The sequence below is a fragment of the Marinifilum sp. D714 genome (assembly GCF_030851345.1).
Lineage (GTDB): Bacteria > Bacteroidota > Bacteroidia > Bacteroidales > Marinifilaceae > Marinifilum.
The window spans coordinates 1-26,709 of the sequence record NZ_JALPNU010000021.1; the positions used below are offsets into that span (position 1 = coordinate 1).

Here is a 26,709-nt window from a genome sequence, read left to right on the forward strand (position 1 = left end):
AGGTGAAAATGATGATTAAAAAGAAATTCTGTGGAGTGAGGCACGAACGTAACTATTATTTCTTTTCATCATTAAACCGTTATGGGTCGCCGAGTGCTTTCACCTAGACTTTTTGATTCTTTTGTGGTAATGACAAAAGAATAGCCCGTCTGGCTCAAAGACAAGACAAAGAATTCATATTCGTCGCAAGAACCTCTCAGACCAAACAGCATCAACCCTTGCGACGATAATAAACTGCATCAATAACCCAGGGCGGCGGTCATTATCATTCCCTTGCCCTGGGCTGAATGATCTTTGCCTTTCAGGCAAATTGCCATTTTAATGCCATTTAATATAAATAATAGGAAAACCAGATTAATGTAATGACTCGAATATAGATTCAAACCTCAATTTTTGTGAGGATCGGCATCAGCTAGGTAAGTGGGGCCCCATAGGAGAGAAAGCAGCAAATAGAAATGCTGTCGAACGAAGCATGAGTGAGACTATCTATTTCTATTCGCTTTTGATCCGTTATGGGTCACTGAGTAGATGCGCCGTAGATTCTTTGCAAACTTTCTCATCAATGGAGAAAAGTTTGAGCCCGTCTGGCTTGAAGACAAGACCAACAATTCATGTTCGTCGCAATAAACCAGCCAGACCATACAACATCAACCCTTGCGACGATCATTATCATTCCCTTGCCCTGGGCTGAATGATCTTTGCCCTTCAGGCAATTTTAATGTATCTCTTTTATATTAGTTGTTCTTTTTCTTATCTAAGGAATAAGGATAGAATTAACTTGAGTACAAATAAAAAATTAGATCTGTATTCTGAAAAACATCCTGCAAGATTTCTTTTCTACTATTCTACTTTTTTACTTTTATTTATCTTTGCCACCTAAACATGAAAGATATGATCCGATCAATAAAACAAGCATTTGATATAATAGACACAAAAGCAACTGGCATTCCTTATGAAGCAATCGACTATTTAAGAAATCACGAAACTTGTGATGAGTTGAATGAAAAGCTCGTATATGCACTTAAAAACGCCTATAGCGGAAAGGCCTATTATTCAGAAAAACACAGGGTCATGTTACCAGCACCTTTGTGGTATGCAGTGGTTGCCGAGAAACATTTATCCGAAGAGCTTTTCGAGCCTTTATTAGAAATGTTTACTACTGAGGAAGACTGGGATGTAATGAACGAACAAGCAGTCTATTTGGTCGGATTGTTGGCCAAAGCATTTCCGGGTGCTTTTCTCGAGAAAGTATTATTCTTTATTGAAGAGAACATCAGGAAAGAAAACAAAACCCCATACATTTTCTGTTTCGAAGCAATTTACTATGCGCAGGATAATCATTTCGAGGGAATTCATGCCATGCTCGATAAAGAAAATTTCCATTGGGTAGATCACTACGTAAGAGTATTGGGTGATTTAATGCGACAAGATACGCTTGCAAAATTCAAGGAGATTCTGCCAAAGTTCGAAGGAAAGCATACTGCTATCGAATTACAGTACTACATTGATGTAATGGAAGGGAAGATTACCGACTTTCAAAAAGGAGTAGCATTCTGCGAAATGCGCGATCCGGAGTGGAAGAATCATTACCAACATATGGAGCAGATGTTTGCGAGTGCTCAATCGCCAATACAGCAAGAGGTAAAAGTCAACCGTAACGATGCCTGTCCTTGTGGATCAGGAAAGAAGTACAAGAATTGTTGCTTGCAGAAACTGTCGTAAGAAATAAATAATAGCATAATAAAACGGTTTTACTACAATGTGGTAAAACCGTTTTTTAATAAACCCAAGCGCCAACTACAAGTTTATATTTTTAAAATTTACTTGATATATAAAGTAGTATGGATAAAAGACAGATTGCATAAAGTGCAAATCCAGCCAATGTTTCCTTTTTAATATTTTTAAGCATCTTGTTTATGTTTTTGAATTAGCTGTTTAACTTGATTTCTTCTGGCAATTACCCAATTTAAAATGCCACCTACAGGACAAAAGAATCGGCAAAAGAAATTCGAAAAGAACAAGGCTCCTATGAGTGCTGCAGGCAAAATATACCACTGAATGCCTTCGCCTTTTAAAGAGAACAACATTGCAAAGGGCTCATAAGACGATAAACTTGGATTTTGAGATATAAAGATCAGGATCAACGACAACCAAATCAAAAAGTTTGGAGTGAATGCCAAAACTTTCCCAAGTGATTGATCCATTTTAATATTAATTCCAGATATTTGATGCAGCAACATTTGACTGGCTCTAAAAGGACAAATGGCGGTACAATACACATTTTTACCCCAAATGATGATTATACTTAATGTTGCAGCAACCAGCAGCCACCAGCTTAAATGAGTGTGAATATCCGGAAAGTATCCCAATAATATTCTACCAAAGTGAGTCAGCGAAAGCGAGGCATTAAATAAAAAGCCAATAAACACCAAGGCTAAAAACAGGTTGAAATATATTAGTTTCTTACTCTTAAAATAGATCGCCAAAAAGGCAATGGTAATGATCAAGGCAACAATCCCCTCTTTGGGAGTAAGTCTCCAGCTTTTCTCAATTTGCGGAGTTTCAAGCTGAAATACCTTATGAGCAATTTGGTAGGAAGCATCACGCGCTGCATTGGCAATGGCCAGCGAACTCACCGTTGCTCCCGATACGGCTTCTACATCCTTTTTTAATTGAAATTCATCATTCAAACTTTTCTCTTCGTATTGTTTGTAGTATTTCTTATTGGTTAGTTTTGCAACAAATGATGGTGTTTCAAAGCTTTTAATAAGCTCTGCTCCAATAATTAGTCCACTGGTATCGCTTACAACTGCTACCTGCAATGGTCCACCATAACCTTGAGATGAACCTGTTGATAAATATCCATAAGGCTTTTCGTTTTTATAAAGGGGATATATTCCTTCCTTTGCTTCTTTCAGTTGAAGGTCTTCAGATTGAAGTATTTTTAAATGCTCAAGTTCATGGGAGTGATCGGTAAAGATGATACCATAGCAAAAAGCTATGCCCAGACTTATCCAGGCGATCCAATTGATATATTTTTTCATCTGTTTAAATTTATCTTCATTTGTCAGATGGTCCCGAAAGCTTTCGAGATCACAAGAAATTCAATCATTTACCTGTGTGTAAATTATATGATTGAATTTACATGTTCGGTTCATGTACTGTATTGAATCCTAATGAATGGAGATCGAAGCCATACGTATCTATGACTCCGAATCTCCTGAAACAAAAACTATTTGCTTGCCGCTTTTTTTAATGCCAGTTTCCTCGATAAAAGAAGCAGAATGAGCGAAGGAATCACGAAAACGATTAATCCCATACTTGCTGCTCTTGGCTCACCTTCAAGTATTGAACTAAAGGACCAGGCGATACCAAATATGAATAAGAAAACCCCAATGCAGATGCTTATCCATGTAGAGATATTAAATTTCAATTTTTGATTGTAATAATATATGAGTCCTGTGGCAAGAGTGGTGATTACGCCCAGGGAAAAAAACAATATTTCTATACCTGTAAATATCATGTGTTTGATTTTTTAAATGTGATTAATATGTATTGCAGTGTGAAGCAACCTGCAATACATTATGCTTTAATGTCCATCGTAGCTTTTGCCTTCAGGACTGTAGAATTTCTTAATGGATTCCTTGTCTTCTACATTACCATATCCAAAGAGTATATCCATTTCACGCATCAGGTCGTGCACCGGACCAGGCATTGCTGCCGTAATGCTATCCACCAATCTGTGATGCCAAAAGTCAGGCTTGTTGTACGGACAGGATGCCATACAAATTCCGCAATCATCTCCCAATTCACCCCATAGTTTAAAGCATTTTTTAGCATCAACATGATACTTTTTAACGCCCTTCACATTGTACCAGGCATTGTCTTTATTGTCGTGAGTTGGCTCAAATGATGGTTCTTTATCGAATGAAATGGCTTTGGTTGGACATGCATCGGCACAGCGCATGCAGTTTTTACAAAAATCCATTACGCCGAATGACTTTGGCTTGTCGTATTCTACAAAGTCAAAATCGGTATATACCTTTGCCAGTCTAACACGAGGACCATACTTATAAGTAACTGCTTGTCCTAATCTTGAAGCTTCCCCCAATCCTGCAGCGATAGCATATGGCACACTTAATCCCATATCATTACCGGCAGAAACAGCGTTAAATCCAAGGTTTTTAAGATATACAGCCAACTGATAAGGAACTTTTGCCATTTCCGAATAGCCAGCTCCTGCAGCGGCACTTCCTACAAAAGAAGGAGAGGTGGAAATTCCCTCGTAATCCATATTGAAAGCCAATACAATCACTGTTTTTGGCTCAAAGGGGAAGTCACTCCAGTCGTTAACAAATTTATCAGGTCCCCAATTGTGGAGTTCTTCCATTTGCTCCTTACTAGGCGGAGCCAACAATGGTTTTCTGAATAAAGGAGACACAGGGTTCAGGAATTTACTGTAATCCCATCTTTTATCTCTTCGAGTGATTCCTACCAAATCAGCACCAAAAAGTTTTGCTGCTCTTTTAATTTGATTGGCTGCCTCTTGTTTACTTTCGAATTGGTATTTCTCTTTTACTACATAGTCGTTATCAAATAGAGCAAATTGCACCTTATCAGTACGCTGTTCCCATGAATTTACTCCAAAGTTGGGCACTGCAGCCGGACTTGGACCTGCAGCATAATTATTCATGGCCCAGGCACCAGCTAACAGGGCTTTATCAGCTTGATTGTAACCGATTTTGTCGTTGTCGTAAGCAAAGTTCATTTTCTGAACAAAAGCTTGCCCGTCTGCAACAATATCATCTTCTACAGTTTCACCAATTGCCCGTATTTCGTTCACGAAAAACGATCGGGCTTGCACATGATCCCAATTTCGAGGTGGAACATAGTCTGATCGTACTTCTACGGGAAAATCATCATGTGTGGTTACAATTTTATCCACAAGACGTTTGTCCAATTCTTTGGCTGCAGTTTTTTGCGGAAAAGTAGTTAAGGCACCTGCACCAACAGCGGCTGTTATTCCTCCAATTTTAAAGAAATCTCTTCGATTTAACTTTGATGAATTTTCGTTTTTACTCATTGCGTCAATGTTTTTGTTACAGTTCAAATCTGCAGCTAAAACATTGATATTGCGACAAAACCAATAATTTCGGACGTACTCCAATTTTATCGGACCATCAATTGCCTCATTTTAAATCGAAAACTATTCGAGTTCTTTCAAGAATTGGGAGGGGGTTTGATTGGTGAATTTTTTAAAAGCAGCATTAAAGGTAGCTTTCGATTTAAATCCAGCCTCGAAGGCCAATGCCAATATGGTGTAATTCTTGTATGCTTCCAGTTTCGATAAACGCTTAAATTCCTCAACTCTGTAATTGTTGATATAATCATTAAAACTTTGATTCATTAATCCATTCATGGTTTCTGAAATCTCATGGGAAGAGATGTTACATTGCTGAGAGAAACTTGACAAGTTCAGATCTGGATCAAGATATGGCTTTTCACTTTCCATAAGCTGATTCATTTTGATTACATTCTTTTCGGCCAATTCGCGGGTAAGTTTCGATTTGTCATATTTTTTGAATCCACCTAATCCTACTTTTTCGGTGCTTAAATGCAAAGTTCTGGGTTCACTTACAATTACATAGGAAATGGCATAGCCCAAAAACATCAAAAAACTCAGGTTAATGATATCCATGGTGGCTTCGGAACCTGATACAAAGAGTGGGAGATTGGTTTTAATTTCAAGAATAACAAAATGCAAACTCATCATGAAGCAAAGCAACTTAATCAGGCCTGTTCTTTTCTTGTTGTAATTAAATATACTTAGCGACATTCCTTTGATTTGATAAAAATTCCCAATCATCTTTAAAATCAAGAAAGGATAAATCAGGGAAAGGGAAACAAGAATGTTTTTTGCAATTAGTAGATATGTACTTTTTAGCGAATTGGTATTCAGATATAAAATAAAGATGACTCCGTTTATTAAGAAAGGAAGCAGATGTAATAAACTTACTTTTGTGAATTTAAGTTTTCCATACAATACCGACATTACATAGTAATATACCACCAGAGGAGCCATAGTGGCAATAGGAACTACGCTGTAGGGCCAATTTGAATCTAATGCGATAAATCCTTTATAAAAGAAATAGTAGTAAACGTAGTGGAATATAATATTAATGAATATAAGCTTTAAAATAAAGTTAGGCAGAGTTCTGAATTTTTTACGCAGCAATATCAGGATCAAACCAATAATTTGGGCTGAACAAAAAAGAATCAAATAGGGAATATTCATATGAGAAAATCGATAGTTTAGATTTTTCGAAATGTAAAGTATTTTTTAAAAAATCGCAAAATAGCTTGTTTCAAAGAGGACTTAAAAAGCATGGATTTAGAGCTTACAACCTGACTGCCAATCCTAATGAAAATGCACTGTTTTTTGCATCAGAGTTCACTTTATCCTCATTAAATAGTTTATTAATGCCGTGGTAATACCTTGCTTGTATACAAAATTGATCATTTATTTCATATTCCATTCCTACTACAGCTCCATAGTCAAAATCTTCAAAAGTATCTCCACTAATTTCATCATTGACAACTGGTAAATACAAATCTTCAGGATCTTCGTTTGAACGAATTAAAAATCCTAGTTGTGGTCCGAATACAAACTTAAATTGTTGGAAGTTTCTTAATTTGAATTGAATCAGTAGTGGGACGGTAATATAATCCAAGTCAATTGTAACCGATTCTCCATTTACATGATCTCGAAAGCCCTGCATGGAGTAATTGATTTCTGTCTGAAGGCTTGTAATATCACTTAACCGATAGGTGAGCATTCCTCCTGCATAGGCTGCAAATTTATAATTACCTCCATTATCTTCTCCTTGGTAATTCCCTAAATTAAATCCGCCCCTTATTCCAGCTTGAAATTCTTGAGCAATTAGTAATGTAGGCACAAGCAAAAATACCAGTACAATTAGTTTTTTCATCTCACTATAGTTTAGTACACAACATTTCCAATTTACGATAATTTAAATGAAATGAGCATGATTCCTATTACTTATTTGTACATTTGATTTCTTAATAAATTACAATAATGAATGTACCCGATACCCTAAAAATAGATTTGTACAATAAAGCGCAAGAGCTAATTCAATCGAAAATCAAGGCAAACAATGAGTCGCTATCCGCATTAAAAGAATCTGTTGCGAGTGAAACCAAAAGTACAGCAGGAGACAAGCATGAAACGGGTAGAGCAATGATGCATCTTGAGCAAGAAAAGGTGATGCGACAACTAACAAATAACCAAAAACTTAAAAGCATTGTCGATAGGATTAATCCTGAAATCGAAAATGAAACTGTTCAGCTAGGTTCATTGGTAATAACCAACCACATATCTTTTTACGTTTTGGCAGGTTTGGGACAAATGGAATTGAATGGACAGTACTATTTTGTCGTTTCATTTCAATCCGAATTGGTACAAGCCTTTAAAGGAAAACGTAAAGGTGATTCACTTACATTTAAAGAACAAAATTATACCATACAAGAAATCTTATAGATATCCTTTAGGAATTAGGACAGGTGATTGGCTCGTTTGATTAACTCTTTATTGATATTTTTTATCAGACCAGGACCACCATATATAAATCCAGTATAGATTTGAACCAATGAGGCTCCAGCATCTAATTTTTCCATAGCATCTTCAACAGTCATGATACCACCCACACCAACAATTGGTATCTTTCCATTCGATTTTTTGTGAATGTATCGTATTACTTCCGTAGATTTTTGCTTTAATGGATTTCCGCTTAAGCCACCTGCACCAATTGCTTCAATTTCTTCATCCGAATAGCTTAATCCATCTCTCGAAATGGTTGTATTTGTGGCTACAATACCAGCGATTCTCGTTTCCGTAACGATTTCAATAATATCATCCAACTGAGCCTCATTAACATCAGGAGCAATCTTTAGCAGAATTGCTTTGGTTTTCTTTTTGATTTTATTCAATCCCATTAATTTATTCAAGAGATCTTTTAATGGTTCCTTATCCTGCAATGCCCTAAGGTTGGGAGTATTGGGAGAGCTTACATTCACTACAAAGTAATCAACGTAAGGATACAATGCTTCAAAACAGTTGATATAATCATCGCTGGCAAGTTCGTTAGGTGTGACTTTGTTTTTTCCAATGTTCCCTCCGATGATAATATTGGTTTTCTTCTTCTTTAAACGCTTTACAGCTTCCAAAACTCCATCATTATTAAATCCCATTCTATTTACAATGGCCTTATCATTTACAAATCTGAAAAGACGGGGTTTTGGATTTCCTTCCTGAGGTTTTGGAGTAAGTGTTCCAATTTCGATAAAGCCAAATCCCATACTGCCTAGCATATCAAATGCTTCAGCATTTTTATCCAAACCTGCTGCAAGACCAACGGGGTTTGGAAATCTTAAACCAAACAATTCACGCTCCAATAATGGATCTTTTTTCGAAAAGAATAGTGATGAAATTTTTCGAAAGAGAGTAATCCTTTGAAAGAATATCAAGCATGAGAATGTAAACTTGTGTATTTTCTCAGCATCAAATTGAATTAATAGAGGACGTATGATTAGGCGATATAAACTCATTTTGTAATATTGTTTTGCACAAAGATAACAGGATATTTTGAAGAAAAAGAGTATTGTGTCCGATTTAAGGGGGTAGGATGTTATAATGCCTGGTAAATATTCACAAAACCAAAAATATAACTGGTTTAATAGCTGAGTTTTACTGCTGTTAATGTTACGATCAGTAATTTATTAGTAATATCAATTTTGCTTATAAAAAGCATCAAAAAAAATTTGTCATAAGTCAGAATATTCTTAAATTCGTTATACGATTTTTGTTTAGAAAAACTACTGCATTAAATATACTAAGTATTGCATAATGAGTAAACTAAGAGAGATTAAGCTCAACCATTTTCAACTAAATGTTCTTTTAGATGAAGAGGAAAAAGCAGCTTACGACTACATTGTTCAAGAGGGTACATATTGTGTGCATTGCAAAGAAATGTGTACAAAAGGTGTAGACGTAAAAGAAAACTTTCTGAATGATATGAATGATATCCTGATCAAAGGAACTTGCAAAAAATGTAATGGCAGAGTAAGCAGGTTTATTGAGTATGGAGAATTCGACGATTTTCGGGAAAAAGCACTTCGATTCAGAATATCCATTGGAGCTGAATAAATGATTTTAATATGGTCCTCCTTATTGTATGATAAGGAGGATTTTTTTTGTTAAAAGCTTAATGTGATTTTAAAATTCAGACAAGCCTATTAGTTGTTTAATAATAGTTAAAGTGCTGAAAATCTGAATGTATACACTAAGATTAAATTGTCGAAAAAAAGAAAAATATTGTATATTTAATAGTACACTATTAACAATACAATATGAAGAATGATAAGATTATTATAAATTTCTGCCCAACTGGAATGGTGCCCACCAAAAATATGACACCTTTTGTGCCGATTTCTCCTCAAGAAATTATTGAACAAACCCATGAGGCATACGAAATTGGGATTACAATAGCTCATCTTCACGCACGAGGAGAAGATGATGTACCAACTTACAAAAAAAATGTTTATCGAGATATTTTTGAAGGAGTACGAAAATACTGTCCCGATTTGATTATTTGTGGCAGCACTTCAGGCAGGAACTTTCCAGAATTTGAAAAAAGATCAGAGGTAATTGAGCTTAAGCCTGACATGTGCTCGCTGACATTAAGTAGTCTTAATTTTGTGAAACAAGCATCAGTAAATGCTCCTGATATGGTTCAGCGCTTGGCAATTAAAATGAAGGAATATGGTGTAAGAACCGAACTGGAGTGTTTCGATTTGGGAATGATTAACTACGGTAAATATTTAATTAAAAAGGGAATTGTTGAAGGCCCTTTTTATTGGAATTTACTATTTGGAAATATTGCTGGTTTTCAAGCAAATTTTCAACAAATAGGAACAGCCTTGTCCGAAATTCCAGAGAATCATTTTATTGGTTTAGCAGGCTTAGCAGCCGATCAGCTTAAAGTGAATGCAGCCGCAATTGCTATGGGGTATGGAGTTAGAGTAGGGCTTGAGGATAACATTTGGTGGGATGAAAGTAGGTCGCGTCATACAAGCAATGTTGAGTTGGTACAGCGAATACATTCGTTAATTACAATACACGATAAACAGTTTTTTACTCCTAAAGAATTTGGTCAACTTGGATTTAGAAATAATGAAGTCGCAAAAGAATTTGTATCAGCTACTAGGATTTGATCCGAATTGGGTTTGTGTTATACATGATTTACTCTATTACAATCATGAGAATGAGATTAGTCTAAAAGTTTTTCTGAATATTGAGATGCAGACTAAGCTTAATGATCACTTGATGAATATTCCTTTTCAAAAAGCAGATAAAAAAGATATTAACGGCAATTTACCACTGCTATTTGGATTGGCAAGTCCTAAAAATAAATATCCAGTCTACCAGAGTTTTGCAGGAACTGTAGAGAGGAAGGATTACAACAATTTAATAGCAGAATCATCTATAATTAGTGTTAGCAGTCAATATGATAAAGCATTATTAATTGATCATCAGTGTGTGATTAGTGCTCAAACCAGTATTGGTTTTGGTGTGAGTATTAAGCGAGGTGCAAAAATAGGCCATCACAATATCATTGGAGATTTTACTGATATTAATCCTGGAGTAATAACTTCAGGAAGCGTAATTATAGGAAAAGGTTGTGAAATCGGTTCAGGTGCAATTATCAAGAACAATGTAAAAATTGGCGACAACTCATTTGTAGGAATGGGCAGTGTTGTTACTAAAAACATTCCACCCAATAGCATCGCATTTGGAAATCCATGCAAGCTAATTCGGAAGAATGATATGTGGAATTTTGATTATACCGATTAGAAATAAAATAGACTTTGGATGATACAAAACCAAAGTCTATTTCGTTTTCAATTGATATGTAAATTATGGCTGGTTACTGGTACTCGGATATTTTAAAAGCAGTCTTTAATTCATCTTGAAGTGATGTGATTTCTTTTTCTATTCTTTTGAATGTTGACTTATCCAGTTCGGTTAGGTTTTTAAGCAAAACTTCATTTTCAGGCCAATCATTATCTAGTATTAAATTTACTTGCCATTTAATTCTTAAATGCATCAGAAAGTTATACATGGCCTCTATTTCTTCTGCCGTCTTTTCAGGAATAACACCTAGTGCCATCAATTGATTCAAGCGCAAAAGGCTATTTGTTTCTCGAATAGAATGGTGCAAAGCATGAATTCTTAAATAGCCAATAATTGGCTGTAAAAACCTTTTAATATCAACGGATTTCTTATCGAAGCTAGGCTTAACTCCAATTACGGTTTTTGCTAGCTGATTGTAAAAATCATGATTATGCCTCAATTCTGAATAAACATGTTCAAAAAGATTATCTACCAAAGAATTATCACCATAAATACTTCTTAAATCTAAAAAAATAGAACTATCCAATACATTTGGCATATCAGGATTGCCAATCCAATTTGAGAAGTAGTTTTTCCAAACATCAAGGGAATTACACCATTCAGGATTTCCAGCCATTAAATCACCTTTACATCGCGAGTACCCAATGGCATGCAGGTTTTCATTAATGATCTCAGAAAGTTTCAAAAAGTAGGATTTGTTCTCATCACTATGATCAACAAAAATAATGGCATTGTCTTGATCGGCTTTTAAAGTTTGTTCAGAACGACCTTCACTGCCCATTGTGATAAAGGCAAACTTACATGGTGCAGGGCCAACTTCCTGAATTGCAAGTTCAATAATTCTGGAGCTTATGGTATCTGCTATGGAAGTGATTATGCGCGATACACTATTAATGTTCTCGGAGCTCGTAAAAACAGCTTGTATTAATATCGGTATCTTGTTATAAATGCGTTTAATACTTTCCACATTATTACAATCATTAATCTGATTGATTAAATGAGTTAGCGAGTTTTGTTGCATTTCCAAACACTGTTTGCTACTGATATTGCCTATAATATTACCATATTCATTCTCAATTAAGAGGTGGGATACATTGCTTTGTTTAAAACGTAAAATTGCTTCATATAGCAAAGCATCATGTTTGATACTGATCACAGGGGCAGTCATAATTGTAGCTACGGTATCATCAGTACTTTTTTCACTTGCCAATACTCTTGTTCTTAAATCAGTATCGGTAACAATTCCAATGATTTGATCACTTTCTTTAATACAAGTTAATTTACAGTTCTGATCAGTCATTAGTTTGGCAGCTTCTTTAATATTAGTATTTAATTGACAACATACATTTTTTTGAATCAGGTTGTCAATAGGTTGATTCATCAACTGTAAAGAAAGCTGAATGTCTTCTGAAATTTTATTAGCATCTAATCTTAAACGTTTTTTTTCAGTTACATTTTTGGCAACAATAATGTATCCTACTTCGCCCGATAGTCTAATTTGTGTAACAGAAACTACCACAGTTTCGCGACCAGCTTGGGCATTTACCAGTTCTGTTTCGAAAGTAGAGGTTTTCTGAGGATTCTCTATTTTACTTACCAAATCGGTCCAGCTCATTTTGAACAAGCTTGAAAAATTAGAGCCTACAATGCTTTCCCTATCGAATAACTTTGTGAATTTATTGTTGGCAAAAACTACCTTATCATCTACTAACATTAGTGTTCCTTCAGTAGATGCATTCACAAGGCTTTTGTATTTTTGAATGGATGAAAGAAGTTGTTGTTCCGCTTTTAACCTCTTTTCCTCAATAATTCTAGTTTGTCGGAGTACGTAAAGTAAAATAAAACCAATAAAAAGAATAATGGTGAAGGATATTTTTAATAAGGTCTTTTTTAATTGACTGATTTCCATTTCAACATCATCCAAATAAATTCCGGTACCAATTACCCAATTCCAATCCGAAAAACCTTTTACATAGGATAATTTGGGAGAAATTTTAGAGGCATCATCTTTCCATTGCCAGTAGTACTGAATAAATCCTTCACCCTCTTTTTTTACCAGATCTGCAGCATCAGCAAATAGCTTGTTCTCATGATTGTCGGAGTAATTGGAAAGGTCAGTATTGTTAAGTTCTGGACGATAGGGATGCATTATCATTTTTGGACTGTTGGTAATGATCCAGAAATAATCTTTCTGTTCGTTGCCATATCTCATTTTACCAACATGTTCCGAAGCCTTTTCTTTTGCATCCGCCAAACTAATTTCTCCCTTGAGATAAGCCTCCTGATATTCGGATAATACACTCCAGGCAGCATTGGTTAGTTCGGAAATCATTTCTTTCTTACGATCCATCATACTGCGCTCGAATAATGGAATCAGAATCAGATAGAATGTAATAACAAACATTGAAATTGCAATGATGGTTGGGATTACAATGCTGTATATAAATTTGTTGTTGGCTTTTTTCATGAATTAAGGAGTTTGAAAAGGAGTAGAAAAAATCTACTAATTGAACTCAGGTAAATATAGTAAAACTTATTAGTCGGATTCATACAATGTATGATTAAAGCTGACTGCTTCATGAAAACCAATAAAGTAATTCTACAATTCACAATACTGGCTCTGAGTTTATAAAATACCATTTTTAATCTATGGTTGAAAACATGAGTTATTAATGAGGGAATGTATATTGTGAATGTGGATCACTCGCATTCAAATACTTGTAATATCAATAGAAAGCTTGGGTTTAAATAGAAAGAATATTAAATAGTAAAACACAGGCAGTGTACTCTTGCTTTTTAACAAAAAATGATTTGTTTTGTAGTGCAAATTAAAAATTACATACCATGTTGAATAATATTCTAAGATTGATTATTGCTGGAATTCTACTGTTGGGTTCAATCTTTCTATTCATAAATTCTTTTATAGGATTAGGAGTGTTGGCAGTATTGTTGTCCGGATTATTTGTCCTTACACATTTTAAGAATGAGAAAAACCTAATCGCCTTTTATTTTTTAAGGAAAAATAAGTTTGAATCAGCGGGAAAAGTTTTAGCAGGAGTAAAGCACCCAGAAAGAATGATCAAAAGTCAGGAGGCATATTATTACTATTTAACTGGATTGATTCATTCGCAAGAGCATAAAAACAACCAGGCGGAAAAGCAGTTTAAAAAAGCCTTGAATACTGGCCTAAGAATGAAAACAGATAAGGCAGTGGCGAATTTAAACTTGTCAGGAATTTACCTTTCAAGAAGAAATAAAAAACTGTCTAAATATTACTTGCAGGAAGCCAAGAATTTAGACAAACAAAAAATGCTTTCAGCTCAAATTAAAGAGATTGAACACATGATGAAGAGAATATAAAGCTGTTCTAATTGATAAAACTTAACCTGACATATTCTTTGTCAGGTTTTTTTGTACTAAAAAACTTTAGCTAGAACAATATCAAATATCAGTACAGAACCTCCTGGAATGGCTCCATAATCAGTATTTCCATAGGCCAAATGCGATGGGATGATTAAAATTCCTTCTCCACCTTCTTTAAAATAGGATAATCCTTCTTTCCAACCTTCGATAACTACCGATAGGTTAATTTCCAGATTTTCACTTTTATCGAAAATATTGCCACTGGTTAAGTAACCAATATAAGCAATTGAGACATTGCTCTCAGGAGTGGGGCTTTTACCTTCTCCCTTGTTTACGATTACATAGTGCAAACCTGATTCTGTTCTTTGCGTATCAAGCTGATGTTTTGAGATATATGCCTGAATCTCTTTTTCGTTAAGTTGCTTAAATTTGTTTTTCTTCATGATAATAGTACTATCTTGCAACAACAAAATTAGATATTAAAATCATGCATCCTATTTTTTGTTTTATTGGAGGAGCAATTCGTTTTGCAATTCTGTATATACAATCTTTAATTTTAGGAAAGGAGAGACCCAAGTACATGATGGTTTGTCAGAACAAATCAAATGCATGGTTTGGCTTTCTGCTTATTATTCCTTTGTTGCTTTTGTATTTGCTGATAAACCAGTGGTGAGATATGATATCATATTTCAAGAATATCTATATCAGCTTGCACAAAAATATTTTTGGCAAAATTCATTTCTTCAGTGTTTGCTTCTCTTAAAAAAGAAAACTCTTTTCTGATGCCATGATTTCGCATCTTAATTAAAGTTTTTCCAACATTAGGAGATACCGATTTCATTAGCCTGGCAATTTCTCGCAATTCACTTTCGTCATTATTGTAATTGGGAGTCAAAACAAAACGAAGTTCCTTCAGCTTGTTTTTATCGTTTAAGTATTCAATTGATTTTAAGACCTTCTCGTTAGAATAGCCTGTTATTTGCTTGTGTGTTTTAGCAGAATATGCCTTGATATCCAGCATTACGCCATCAATTAAGGGGAGGAGAGACTCCCATTCTTCCTGCTCGATATTCCCGTTGGAATCAATTAAAATGGATAAATGTTTTAAGTCGTAATGCAATTTGATTTCTTGAAATAACAAGCCTAAGAATGGAGCATGAAGCATTACTTCCCCACCTGATACGGTAATACCCGAAATAAAATCCTTTACTTCAAGAATTTCAGAAATAATATCCTCAACCGACATTTGTTTGTAAAAAGGGCTACTGTTTTCAGGACAAACATTAAGACATTCATCACAACGCGTGCAAGTGTTCTCGTTGTGGATGATTCGTTTGTTTTTAGAATCAATTTGCAAACTGTTTGTGGGACATGTATCAACACAAGTGCCACACAAATTGCACAATCCTATGGTGTGGGAATTGTGGCAATACATACAGTTTAAATTGCATTCCTGAAAGAAAATAACCATGCGATTACCTGGTCCATCAATCACACTCGATTTGATTATTCCACTAATATTTGCTTGCAACTTGCTCATTGGAAATTACTCTTTTCGAAACACGATTGTCTACATTGGCATTGTCCATAGAATTGGCCGCAAACAGAGCACTGCCATATCTTGATCCTTCTTCTCGGAACTCTTTTAAATCGCTTCTTCGAACCAAATATCCGGTAATACGGATAAACTCACCATTCGATAAATTAAAGGTAAACATTCTCATCCCTTTTTTAAATGCACCTTTGATAATATCCACAATTGCCGAAGGATTTCTTTTCACTGTTTCATCAAAGTGGAAAATATCACTAATTCCACCATTAAACAGGTGATGATGTGGAGCTACTGTGTTAATATGTGTATAGATATCAGGCTCACTTCCAATTGGAATTCGAGCTCCAGCACTTTCCTCTATATCAATATCGATACCTGATTGAGCATGAAAAAAAGCTTTGCCATTATTTCCTTTGCAGTAAGGAAGCTCCCTTGCATCCACAATTTTCTTCATTTCTTCCAAAATAAGATGTGCAAGCTGATTGGCTTCTTTATCTTTTCCATAGCTAAGTTCCTTACCACTGCGTTTCATCAATTGGTTTACACATTCGGCAAGACCATAAAAACCAAACATAGCTGAGAAGTTATCCAGGGAAATAATTCCTTCTTTGGCAAGAAAATCTGTATCGTAATACTTAACACATTCTACCAGGTATTTGCTTCTTGCTTCGATAACATCCAATGTCATCTCACAATATTTTTTCAATGTACCAGATATGAAACTTTCAGCATTACCACTGTGTAAATCCGTTATCTTTTTAAGATTTAAACGAATAAGAGTATGAGAACCACCACCTACAGGCAAAGAGTTGTAACAACTCACTACACCATATTCTCCTTTAAAATCAGAAGTAGTCATTTTGTGATTGGCAATATGTGGTTTTGCTACTTCAAATACGGTTTTGTTGGCCTCAAGCAGAAGTTCATCGGATGTAATTTCCGGATCGTATTTTAATGTAAGGTTCGGAACAACCTGTTTTAATTCCCGTTCAATTCTTAAAATTACTCTGGCAATTGCATTGTCTTCTGGTCCTATGTTGATATGAACAAAAGCATCAGGAAGCGTTCGGTCGATGAATCTCCAAAACAGTTTCAACTTATTGTAGATCTCTTCTTCTGATAAATCACCAACATAATCAAGTAATAATGTATCGATATTACCAAGGTATACTGAATATCCAGTAATAGAAGGAACCTGAATATAGAGTATCGATAGAAAATTAATCGCCTCATCGAAATTTGTAGGAGGTTCTAACTCAAGATAGTTTACTCCATTTTTTAAGGCGTAGGCATAATCAGGTAGAACATATCTCGGACGATAAGGAGCATTACCTTCAAATAGGTCACAAATAATTTTCTCGTTTAAGGCTTCAGTTGCTTCTTTGGAGATGACAGGATAATCTTGTGTGCTTTCTGCAATGTAAGCCAAATGATGCTTTTTTTGTCGATAATCTAAATTACCATCGGTAAGAACTTGTAATACTCTATCTTTAATTTCTTCCATTCTTCTACTTTCTACATTCAATTCAATCCAACGGATTTTAATGCCTCAAAAATATACAAAAGAATGTAGGGCAATACAAGAAATCAGAAAATATATTAAGAATGAATATTTTGTTTGGTTCACCAATTAAGTTTTTACTATTTTGCAGCTAAGAAATCAATTAGGATAGCTTAAATGGAGGATGAAAAGATTATTGAGGAATTAAGTAGTCAAATTAATCGAAACTTGAAACAAGTAAGAAAAGTGACGTGGTTAATTAAAGGTTACCAGCTAAATGATCATGGTCATGTAACACACTTGAATATTGCCAAGTGTAATTTAAAAGGGAAGTGGCCTTCTGCTTTATTTAAATTAACACATTTACAAGTTTTGGATATTCAGGAAAATCAATTGGAATCTATTCCCGAAGAAATTAAAGAACTTAGGAACTTATCATGCCTTGATATTCGCAACAATCAGATTCAAGAATTACCTCAATCAATAACTACTTTACCAGTGCTTCAAAAGTTATACCTTGGAAATAATCTATTTACCAAAGTTCCTGAATTGATTCAATATTGTGCTACATTAAAACTAATCGATTTTACTGATAATTTGTTATCCGAAGGCATAGAGTATATTTTAAAATCTACATCAATAAGCAATATATATCTAAGAAATAACCGTATAAGATACTTTCCTTTCCACCTACTTAAACCCAATAGAATTACTGAGTTAAATGTAATGGAAAATAATATTGAAAACCCACAGGAGAATTTATCAAGGGTGAAAAATTTTTTGTTTTAATAAAAAAAAGGTGACTACAGAGTAAAAAAACAGCCACCTTTCAATTACTATCTGGGTTTTAGGATTTTATAATTTACTTTCACAACTTCATTTCTGAAAGGCATATCATACAAGTTGTAATGATCATCGATATATGGATCATATTCAGGATGAAATTCATCATCGTGTAATGGATATTTACGAATAAAACCTGGGAAACCAGTTGATGGATTTAAATCAAACCAGTATACATCCCGAGGGTTCAAATGAATGTATATACGAAAGTCATGCTCATAAACATCGGGGCGGTAAATATAACCGCGCTCATTTAGCGAATGGATATCTGCTCGATCCCAATGGGCAACAATTCCATTTACTTCAACCCATCCATTTTCCAGTTGAACAGGCCTACTATTTTTATCCCTGATAAAAACCTGTACTTCCTTATTGTTATTGTAATCCTGTGCGATTCGTACAGAAACTTTTAATAGCGATGGATCAGTCAATTCAATATCGCTAAGGGCAGATTTGCTGCATGATTGCATGCTCAATAAACCTAGGAGAAATAATAGTGTATATATTCGTGCTTTCATATTTTTATAGTATTGATTTACTACTATGACAGCCATCTAAACTAATACACGTATTAAAAAGATGATTTTTTGGCAAGAAATTGAAAAAATTAAATCTATTACCTGCCTTTTGCTAAATATTTTAATTATCCTATAGATAAAATTGTTTTCATGCTAGGTATAAATCTATATATTTGACCTGTATAATACTTGCCTTATGAAAAGCTTTCTACTTACTATACTTCTTTTAATATTATTTTTTTCAAACTGCAATGCTAATTCTACTATACAAACAAATAGGCTTGATAGTTTGGAAACAAAACTTATCAGTACTTCAGGACAAGCAAAGCTAGATGTATTATTGAAACTTTGTGAAAGCCTGGTGGAAAAAGATTCTGAGAAATGTATTCTTTACAGTAGGCAGGCCCTTGATTTGGCTAGAGAATTGAGACAAGCTGATAATGAAATTGAGGCATTAATATATTTGGGGCGCGAACACTCTAATTTGGGAAATTATTTTGAAGGTCTTCAGACATTTAAGAAAGCCCAAAAAATTGCTATTGAAAATGACTTGGATTATTCTTTAGTAAATGCATTGAACGAAATAGGAATTACTTATTTTCATATAGGAAACTATAAAGAAGCTCAGACCTATTATTTCAAAGCCCTCGAAAAGGCTGAATTAATAGGGTATAAAGAAAGGGTAATAGTCTTGCAGAATAATATTGCAATTATCTATTCCATTTATAAAGATCACGATAAAGCTCTGGAATTATTTACTAACTTGTTGCATATCTACGAAAATGAAAATGATTCAATTCAGATTGCACTTACTTCAGTTAACATTTCTAATATATACGATGAATTAGGCAAATACGAAGAGGGATTACAATATTTAAATAAAGCCATCCCTATTTTTATTTCTTCGGGAAATAAACTGAAACTTTCGTCTACCTTAAATAATCGAGGAAGTATTTATTTTAAAGTAGGGAAAGTTGATAAGGCATTGAATGATTATAGGGATGCATTAAAAATTGCAGAACAGAATAATTTTGAAAGTGGCATTATTTCCTCATCTATAAATTTAGGACAATATTTCCTATATAATAAGAGAAATGAAAAAGCAATCGAGTTCTATGAAAAAGCACTAAAAATATCACTTGAAAACCATGATAAAGCACGTGTAATGGAATGTTATGAAGGACTTGCCAATGCATACGAATTATCAGGGAATTATAAAATGGCATTGAGTAATACACGACTTTATATCTCATACAAGGATGAAATATATAATGAGAAAACTCAGAAGCAAATTAGTGAGATTCAAATAAAGTACGAAACTGAAAAAAAAGAGAATGAGATTGAGTTTTTACAAGCTCGTATAAAAACACAAAAGAGAAATCTTCTTATTATTCTGGGTGGTTTACTTGTTATCAGCGTGCTGATATTGAGACTTCTGAGGTTAAAGCAGACTAGTCTGGAACGGAAAAACCTTCTTTTAGAACAAGAAAAACAAATGGATCAGCTTGCCCTGCAAAAAATGGAAGCTGAAACAAGAGAAAAGGAACAGGAGAACTTACGATTGAACGAAGAGATGATGGCCAATGAGGAGATTAACAGGTTGAAGCAACTCAAGTACAAAACAGAATTGAAACACAAAGAGCGAGAGTTAGCAGCCAATGCTTTGCACATGGTAAGTAAAAACGAAACGCTGAATAGTTTTAAAAAACTTGCAGAAGATGCATTACTGGCTCAAAATGCTGAAGTAAAAATAGCTTTAAGAAAGCTGATTCAAGAAATAGAAAGTAATATTCACTTAGACCAGGATTGGGATAAGTTTAAAATGCACTTCGAGGAAGTGCATCAGGGATTTTTTAAGAGTTTGTTGGAGAGGCATGCCGATTTGAACACAAATGAGTTAAGGTTTTGCGCCTATCTGAGGTTGAATTTGGATGCCAAAGAAATTGCCAGAATCTTAAATATTTCTGTTAATGCTATTGAGAAACGTCGATATAGATTGAGAAAAAAGCTAAGTTTAGAGTCAACTGATAGCTTATTTGAATATATAAATCGATTCTAATTTCATGTTAAAAGTAAGTTCTAAATGTCCACTGCATGGCAAATAAGAATGTGATGATCTATATACTGAAACTTGATCAATAAACACCATTAAAATTCCACTTTTTAACTAGCGACCCCTTTTGTCTGGGTATGCAATAAGCTTGCGACCCCTTTTGTCTGTGTTGTAGGTTAGGTGTTTACGCAATTGTTGAGATAATTTTAAACGCAAGAATTTGAAGTCTCCCAAAGCTTCTGAATTCTTTGAAAAATTATTAACCAACAATAAATACCAGCCAGAGTGAAAAGGAAGACAAAAGAATTCCGACAGTTTTTTGAAAGTTTTTACCCAATGCTGTGTTTGTTTGCTCAAAAGTATGTACAAGATTCGGATGTAGCAGCAGATATGGTTCAAGAATCTTTCATTAAGCTTTGGAAAGGAAAGGATGATTTTAAGAATCAAAATGCGGTTAAAGCTTTCTTGTATACTGTAACAAGAAACAATTGTCTGAATTATCTAAAACACAATAAAATTGTTTTGGACCACAGTTTACAGGCTATGGAGAAAGACTTATTTTATAGAGATCATATTATAGAACAGGAAACCTATAAAGCGATTCATGATGCCATAGAAGTTTTACCATCACAAGGAAAGCGCGTAGTTGAAATGAGCATGAGAGGGATAAAAAATCCTGAAATTGCTGAGCGATTAAGCATTTCAGTAAACACGGTAAAATCTGTAAAGGCCAATGCATATCGTTTACTTCGATTAAGATTACAGGATGTTGTTGTTATCCTGATGATTTTACTGTCTCTATAATGACATTATTGCACATACAATGGGTTAAATAATTAGAAAATGTTAGGGCTTATAGGAGCTCTGGCATTTTTTTTTGCAAAAAAAATAATTGATACCCACCCACTTTTATTTCTGGATTGTTTTAGCACTAAATATTTTTAAATGGATAAAATTGACAACAACATAAGAATATCTCAATTGATTGCTCGAGAGGTGAATTATGAACTCACCAGAGAAGAGAAACTTGAGTTAGACAATTGGTTGAATGAAAGCAAAGAAAATCTTGATTTGTATTATAGCATTCGCAATCGTGAAAAATTTTTGGATTGGGATCAACGCTTACATCAAATAAATATTGTAGAGGGATGGAATAGATTCGAATCTACCATTAAACCACGTAGAAACATTGACGCTTTTAAAACGGTTTTAAGATATGCGGCGGTTATTCTGATTCCTCTGTTTTTATCTGGTATTGGATACTATATATATACTGACCTTTCCCACTTGCCTGAACAGTATGCAAAAGTGAATAGTTCTAAACAATCGAAATCAAAGGCAAGATTAATTCTAGCAGATGGTAGCAAAGTAAACCTTGAAAATGAAGAAAATGTTGATTTGAAAGAGAAAGATGGAACCTTGATTGAAAGAAATGCAGGAAGTCTGAAATATCAGAATAGAGCAAATGCGAAATCAAACGTCCTTTATAATACTGTAGAAATTCCCAATGGAGCCAATTATCAGCTTTGTTTGACCGATGGAACCACAGTTTATTTGAATTCGATGAGTGCATTGAAATTTCCTACCAAATTTTCTGGTAAAACAAGGGAAGTGCAATTAACCGGAGAGGCCTACTTCGAGGTAGCCAAAGATAGGGAACATCCATTTTTAGTGAATGTGTCAGGAACAAGAATAGAGGTCTTGGGAACTTCCTTCAATGTAAAAGCTTACAGTGATGAAAGTGAAATTGTTACCACTTTGGTTGAAGGGAATGTAAAGGTAAATGCTTCTGTGAGTGGAAAATCTACATTACTTAAACCTGGACAACAGGCTGTAGTTGATGATAAAATGAGAGAAATACTTGTTCAGGATGTTGATGTAGATCTGTTTACATCATGGAAGGAAGGTATCTTTTTGTTTAAGGCAAAGAGACTTGAAGACATCATGAATGAATTGACTCGTTGGTACGATTTAAAAGTTTTTTACATGAATCCAGTAGTAAAAGATCTTCGTTTTGGAGGTCATTTTAACAAGGATGAAGAAATTGAATCCATTATGGAAATGTTTGAATTAACCAGAAAAATAAATGTAGAAGTAAATGGAAGAACCATTCTAATTAGTGCAAAATAAAACAGGAAATGCTGTAACATTTCCTGCGTCAGATATTTCTGCTGTAACAGAAATAAAAATTTAAGTGTAACCTAAATTAACACAAAGTTATGAAAAAATGTTGGAACGATGGCTTTCGAATCCGAAAGTTGTTTAAAATGTTGTTATTTATGAAGATACTAGCCTTGTTTTTACTGGCCAGTGTGATGAGCGTATCGGCAAATACCTTAGCGCAGGATGCCAGAGTTACCCTTAACTTGAATGGGGCAGACCTTGAGCAGGTACTGTGGGAGATTCACGAACAAACAGGCCTGATCTTCCTTTACAGCTCGGAAGATGTTGAGGGAGTAAACGATGTATCCGTTGAAGCAAAGGATGAAACAGTTAAATCTGTACTGAAACATTGCTTAAAAGACAGTGAACTTGAATATGAATTCAAGAAAGAAGCAATTACACTTCGAAAGAGTGTAAAGCAGGGCCAACCATCGGGAGAGGCTCAACAAGAGAAGACAAGAAAGATTTCCGGAGTGGTCGTAGATGATCAAGGGCTTTCTCTACCTGGAGTGTCTGTTTTGTTAAAAGGAACAACAACAGGAGTTTCCACTAATTTCGATGGGGAGTTTACATTGGAAATCCCTGCCACAGGAAAATCTACATTACTTTTTTCTTTTATTGGAATGCAATCTCAGGAGGTGATTGTAACCAATCAAACGAATCTGAATATTATAATGACAACCGACTCAGAGCAATTGGGAGAGGTAGTTGTTGTATCAGATGGTTTTCGTAAGGTCGATCGTCGTTTGTTTACCGGTTCTGCTGCAACGGTAAAGGCTGAAGAGGCCAAAGTAGCTGGTGTTGTTGATGTAGGGCAAATGCTGGAAGGTAAGGCTGCTGGTGTATCTGTACAAACCGTATCCGGAACCTTTGGTGCTGCACCTAAAATTCGCGTTCGTGGTGCCTCTTCCATTTATGGAGATCAGAAACCTCTTTGGGTTGTGGATAATGTAGTATTGGAAGATGTTGTAGATGTTTCTCCTGATGATCTATCATCTGGTGATGCTGCTACGCTAATTAGTTCTGCGGTTGCTGGATTGAACTCTGATGATATTGAAAAATTTGAGATTTTGAAGGATGCTTCGGCTACTGCATTGTATGGTGCACGAGCGATGAATGGAGTAATCGTTATTACCACCAAGCGCGGGAAAAAAGGTGCTACTTCCGTTTCATATTCGGGAGAATTTACAATGAGATTAAAGCCATCTTATTCAAACTATAATATCATGAATTCTCGTGAGCAGATGTCTGTTTATCGTGAATTGGAAGCGAAGGGCTGGTTGAACCATGCGGAGATCTCGCGTCAGAAAAATGGTGGGATTTACAAGAAGATGTACGATTTAATCAATACCTACGATCCGACAACTGGTTTTGGTCTGCAAAATACCCCTGAAGCACGAGCTAAGTTCTTACAGAAATACGAAATGACCAATACCGATTGGTTTGACGAGTTGTTTACCAATAATATAACTCAAAATCACTCAGTTAGTTTAAGAGGTGGTAATGATAAGAGTGCTTTCTATTTCTCAACAAGTTATTACGGAGATAAGGGATGGTCGATTGCTGATGAAGTAGATCGATACACAGTGAATGCCAATGCCTCTGTACAACTAAATGAAAAATTGAAGATTGGTTTTATCACGGCAGGTTCGTTTCGTCAGCAAAAAGCTCCTGGTACCGTGAGTCGTACAGAAGATCCGATAAATGGTGAATACAGCCGTGATTTTGATATCAATCCATTCTCTTACGCATTGAACACCAGTAGAGTGTTGCGTCCATATGATGACAATGGAAACCTGGAATACTATCGTATGAATTATGCCGATTTCAACATCATCAATGAGATGAAAAACAACTATCTGGATATTGATATGTTGGATTTGAAATTGCAGGCAAATATCGATTATGAATTGGTAAAGGGACTGGATCTGAATTTTGTTGGTTCGTTAAGATATGTGAAATCTACCCAGGAGCACAAAATTTTAGAAAATTCAAATATGGCATCGGCATACAGAGCAGCTGATACCTATGAGATTGCTAAGAACAACAAGTTCTTGTTTAAAGATTTAGAAACTCCAAACTCATTACCTAAAGTTGTTCTTCCTAAGGGAGGGTTCTATAATAAGCGTGACAATAGCTTGTTGAACTATTACTTTAGAGGAACTGCCAATTGGAACAAGATCTTTGATGAGATTCATATTGTGAATGTGATGGGTGGTACGGAGATTAAATCTTCCAACAGACAAAATAGCTTCTTCGATGGCATTGGTTACCAGTGGGAAAGAGGTGGTATACCTTACATTGATCCTGACTTTGTAAGACATCAGTTGCAGAACGGAAAATCTTACTATGGTATGCAAGAGTATCGTGACCGTTTCGCAGCATTCTTTGCGACAGGAAGTTATTCTTATGCTGGTAAATACACGATCAATGGTACCTTCCGTTACGATGGTTCAAACCAGTTGGGGAAATCTACTTCAGCTCGTTGGTTGCCTACCTGGAATGTGAGTGGATCCTGGAATGCACATGAGGAGGATTTCTTAAACGATTCCAATACAATTTCTCATCTGTCATTTAGAGCTACTTACGGGTTGACAGCAAGTATGGGAGCTGCAAACAACTCATCATTGGTATTGATGAATCAGGTGACGGACCGTCCTTACATTTCAGAGCAGGAATCTCAAATGTACATTGATGGCCTGGAGAATTCAGAGCTGACATGGGAAAAGCAGTATGAAACCAATGTGGGGATGGATTTAGGTTTGTTCCGTAACAGAATTAACCTGAGTGTGGATGCATACCAACGTAAAGGTTTTGATTTGATTGCTTACATCAAAACTTCTGGTATTGGTGGTGAATTCTGGAAATTTGCCAACTATGCCGATATGGAATCTCATGGTATTGAGTTTACGCTAACCACACACAATGTAAAGACTGATGATTTCAAATGGAAAACCAACTTGACTTTTGCTTACAACAAGAACGAGATTACGAAGTTGAAATCTTTCCAGAATATTTACAACCTGGTGAAAGATGTTGGAGGACCATTGGAGGGATATCCGGTGAGAAGTTTGTTCTCGATTAAATACAAGGGACTGAATAGTGAAGGTTTACCTACATTTATTAACGAAAAAGGTGAAACTACAGTTAGTGATTTGGATTTTCAGTCAAACGACATCGATCATCTCAAGTATGAAGGATCTATTGATCCAAAAGTTACAGGTGGTTTAGGTAATGTTTTCACTTATAAAAACTGGAAGTTGAATGTATTCATGACCTACCAATTTGGAAATAAGGTAAGATTACGTCCTCAGTTCAAAGCGAAATATTCAGATCTGGATGCAATGCCTAAGGAGTTTTACGACCGTTGGATGCTAAAGGGTGATGAAGAGATTACCGATATTCCAACCATATTATCGCAGCGTCAGTACAATGTAAACTATAGCAAGGCTTACAATGGATACAATTTATCTACAGCACGTGTTGCTGATGGTTCTTTTGTAAGAATGAAAGAGATCTCTCTTGCTTACAGCCTGCCTAAAAAATTCTTATCAGGTATTGGATTTAACAGTGCTTCCCTGAAGTTGCAAGGATCGAATTTATTCCTAATACATTCTGATGATAAGCTGAATGGACAAGATCCTGAGTTTATGGGTTCAGGAGGTGTAGCAATGCCGGTTCCTAAGCAATATACCTTATCGGTAAAACTTGGTTTTTAAATAGTGA

23 protein-coding genes are annotated in these 26,709 nt (G+C 35.2%); 12 read left to right on the forward strand and 11 right to left on the reverse strand.

All coding sequences use genetic code 11. The features are described 5' to 3' along the window. The first annotated feature begins 891 nt into the window (after positions 1–891). Positions 892–1,722, forward strand: a complete 831-nt coding sequence (locus M0051_RS15530) for a YecA family protein (protein ID WP_306742427.1) — start codon at positions 892–894, stop codon at positions 1,720–1,722. A 179-nt stretch (positions 1,723–1,901) separates the two neighbouring features. On the opposite strand, the gene M0051_RS15535 is transcribed toward M0051_RS15530, so the two are convergent. From M0051_RS15535 to M0051_RS15555, 5 genes are all read right to left on the reverse strand, one after another. Next, positions 1,902–3,044 (reverse strand): FMN-binding protein, encoded by a 1,143-nt coding sequence (locus tag M0051_RS15535; RefSeq protein ID WP_306742428.1) that lies wholly within the window; start codon positions 3,042–3,044, stop codon positions 1,902–1,904. Between the two features lie 188 nt (positions 3,045–3,232). Further along, entirely contained in the window at positions 3,233–3,523 is a 291-nt protein-coding gene (locus tag M0051_RS15540) for a hypothetical protein (protein WP_054721234.1), read from the reverse strand. A 66-nt stretch (positions 3,524–3,589) separates the two neighbouring features. Next, complete coding sequence (locus M0051_RS15545) at positions 3,590–5,083, reverse strand: reductive dehalogenase (protein ID WP_306742429.1); 1,494 nt, start codon at positions 5,081–5,083, stop codon at positions 3,590–3,592. Between the two features lie 123 nt (positions 5,084–5,206). Next, positions 5,207–6,295 carry an AraC family transcriptional regulator gene (locus M0051_RS15550; protein ID WP_306742430.1) on the reverse strand — a complete coding sequence of 363 codons (1,089 nt, stop codon included), beginning with the start codon at positions 6,293–6,295 and terminating at the stop codon, positions 5,207–5,209. Between the two features lie 103 nt (positions 6,296–6,398). Next, complete coding sequence (locus M0051_RS15555) at positions 6,399–6,989, reverse strand: porin family protein (RefSeq protein WP_306742431.1); 591 nt, start codon at positions 6,987–6,989, stop codon at positions 6,399–6,401. Positions 6,990–7,096: 107 nt separating this feature from the next. Between M0051_RS15555 and M0051_RS15560 the strand changes: the two genes are divergently transcribed. Continuing rightward, a complete protein-coding gene (locus M0051_RS15560; RefSeq protein ID WP_306742432.1) occupies positions 7,097–7,558 on the forward strand; it encodes a hypothetical protein in 462 nt (153 codons plus the stop codon). A gap of 14 nt (positions 7,559–7,572) precedes the next feature. Here M0051_RS15560 and M0051_RS15565 read toward each other — a convergent pair whose 3' ends face one another. Further along, entirely contained in the window at positions 7,573–8,625 is a 1,053-nt protein-coding gene (locus tag M0051_RS15565; protein WP_306742433.1) for a quinone-dependent dihydroorotate dehydrogenase, read from the reverse strand. 298 nt (positions 8,626–8,923) lie between these two features. Here M0051_RS15565 and M0051_RS15570 point away from each other — a divergent pair, with 298 nt between their 5' ends. From M0051_RS15570 to M0051_RS15580, 3 genes are all read left to right on the forward strand, one after another. Then, positions 8,924–9,223, forward strand: a complete 300-nt coding sequence (locus M0051_RS15570) for a hypothetical protein (RefSeq protein ID WP_306742434.1) — start codon at positions 8,924–8,926, stop codon at positions 9,221–9,223. 203 nt (positions 9,224–9,426) lie between these two features. Next, positions 9,427–10,290 carry a 3-keto-5-aminohexanoate cleavage protein gene (locus M0051_RS15575; protein ID WP_306742435.1) on the forward strand — a complete coding sequence of 288 codons (864 nt, stop codon included), beginning with the start codon at positions 9,427–9,429 and terminating at the stop codon, positions 10,288–10,290. Next, positions 10,250–10,930 (forward strand): DapH/DapD/GlmU-related protein, encoded by a 681-nt coding sequence (locus M0051_RS15580; RefSeq protein WP_306742436.1) that lies wholly within the window; start codon positions 10,250–10,252, stop codon positions 10,928–10,930. The genes M0051_RS15575 and M0051_RS15580 overlap by 41 nt, the downstream gene beginning before the upstream one ends. Before the next feature lie 73 nt (positions 10,931–11,003). On the opposite strand, the gene M0051_RS15585 is transcribed toward M0051_RS15580, so the two are convergent. Continuing rightward, positions 11,004–13,457 (reverse strand): DUF294 nucleotidyltransferase-like domain-containing protein, encoded by a 2,454-nt coding sequence (locus M0051_RS15585; protein WP_306742437.1) that lies wholly within the window; start codon positions 13,455–13,457, stop codon positions 11,004–11,006. A 377-nt stretch (positions 13,458–13,834) separates the two neighbouring features. Here M0051_RS15585 and M0051_RS15590 point away from each other — a divergent pair, with 377 nt between their 5' ends. Beyond that, complete coding sequence (locus M0051_RS15590; RefSeq protein WP_306742439.1) at positions 13,835–14,350, forward strand: hypothetical protein; 516 nt, start codon at positions 13,835–13,837, stop codon at positions 14,348–14,350. Between the two features lie 56 nt (positions 14,351–14,406). Here the strand turns inward: M0051_RS15590 and M0051_RS15595 are convergent, their stop codons facing one another. Then, positions 14,407–14,796, reverse strand: a complete 390-nt coding sequence (locus M0051_RS15595; protein ID WP_306742440.1) for an FKBP-type peptidyl-prolyl cis-trans isomerase — start codon at positions 14,794–14,796, stop codon at positions 14,407–14,409. 44 nt (positions 14,797–14,840) lie between these two features. Here M0051_RS15595 and M0051_RS15600 point away from each other — a divergent pair, with 44 nt between their 5' ends. Continuing rightward, complete coding sequence (locus tag M0051_RS15600; protein WP_306742441.1) at positions 14,841–15,026, forward strand: hypothetical protein; 186 nt, start codon at positions 14,841–14,843, stop codon at positions 15,024–15,026. Between the two features lie 9 nt (positions 15,027–15,035). Here the strand turns inward: M0051_RS15600 and M0051_RS15605 are convergent, their stop codons facing one another. Next, positions 15,036–15,893, reverse strand: coding sequence for a YjjW family glycine radical enzyme activase (locus tag M0051_RS15605; RefSeq protein WP_306742442.1), 858 nt, complete (start codon positions 15,891–15,893; stop codon positions 15,036–15,038). Beyond that, entirely contained in the window at positions 15,868–17,409 is a 1,542-nt protein-coding gene (locus M0051_RS15610; protein ID WP_306742443.1) for a YjjI family glycine radical enzyme, read from the reverse strand. Before M0051_RS15610 ends, M0051_RS15605 begins: the two co-directional genes overlap by 26 nt. A 225-nt stretch (positions 17,410–17,634) precedes the next feature. On the opposite strand from M0051_RS15610, the gene M0051_RS15615 reads away from it, so the two are divergent. Next, complete coding sequence (locus M0051_RS15615) at positions 17,635–18,195, forward strand: leucine-rich repeat domain-containing protein (RefSeq protein WP_306742444.1); 561 nt, start codon at positions 17,635–17,637, stop codon at positions 18,193–18,195. Between the two features lie 47 nt (positions 18,196–18,242). On the opposite strand, the gene M0051_RS15620 is transcribed toward M0051_RS15615, so the two are convergent. After that, positions 18,243–18,767 carry a hypothetical protein gene (locus M0051_RS15620; RefSeq protein ID WP_306742445.1) on the reverse strand — a complete coding sequence of 175 codons (525 nt, stop codon included), beginning with the start codon at positions 18,765–18,767 and terminating at the stop codon, positions 18,243–18,245. 289 nt (positions 18,768–19,056) lie between these two features. Between M0051_RS15620 and M0051_RS15625 the strand changes: the two genes are divergently transcribed. The 4 genes from M0051_RS15625 to M0051_RS15640 all read left to right on the forward strand — a co-directional run bounded on the left by M0051_RS15625 (position 19,057) and on the right by M0051_RS15640 (position 26,702). Then, entirely contained in the window at positions 19,057–20,826 is a 1,770-nt protein-coding gene (locus M0051_RS15625) for a tetratricopeptide repeat protein (RefSeq protein ID WP_306742446.1), read from the forward strand. A gap of 279 nt (positions 20,827–21,105) precedes the next feature. Beyond that, positions 21,106–21,624 (forward strand): RNA polymerase sigma-70 factor, encoded by a 519-nt coding sequence (locus tag M0051_RS15630; RefSeq protein ID WP_306742447.1) that lies wholly within the window; start codon positions 21,106–21,108, stop codon positions 21,622–21,624. A 141-nt stretch (positions 21,625–21,765) separates the two neighbouring features. Next, the gene (locus M0051_RS15635) at positions 21,766–22,950 is read left to right on the forward strand and encodes a FecR family protein (RefSeq protein ID WP_306742448.1); all 1,185 of its coding nucleotides are present in this window, start codon (positions 21,766–21,768) and stop codon (positions 22,948–22,950) included. 149 nt (positions 22,951–23,099) lie between these two features. Continuing rightward, positions 23,100–26,702, forward strand: a complete 3,603-nt coding sequence (locus M0051_RS15640; RefSeq protein WP_306742449.1) for a SusC/RagA family TonB-linked outer membrane protein — start codon at positions 23,100–23,102, stop codon at positions 26,700–26,702. Positions 26,703–26,709: the final 7 nt, after the last annotated feature.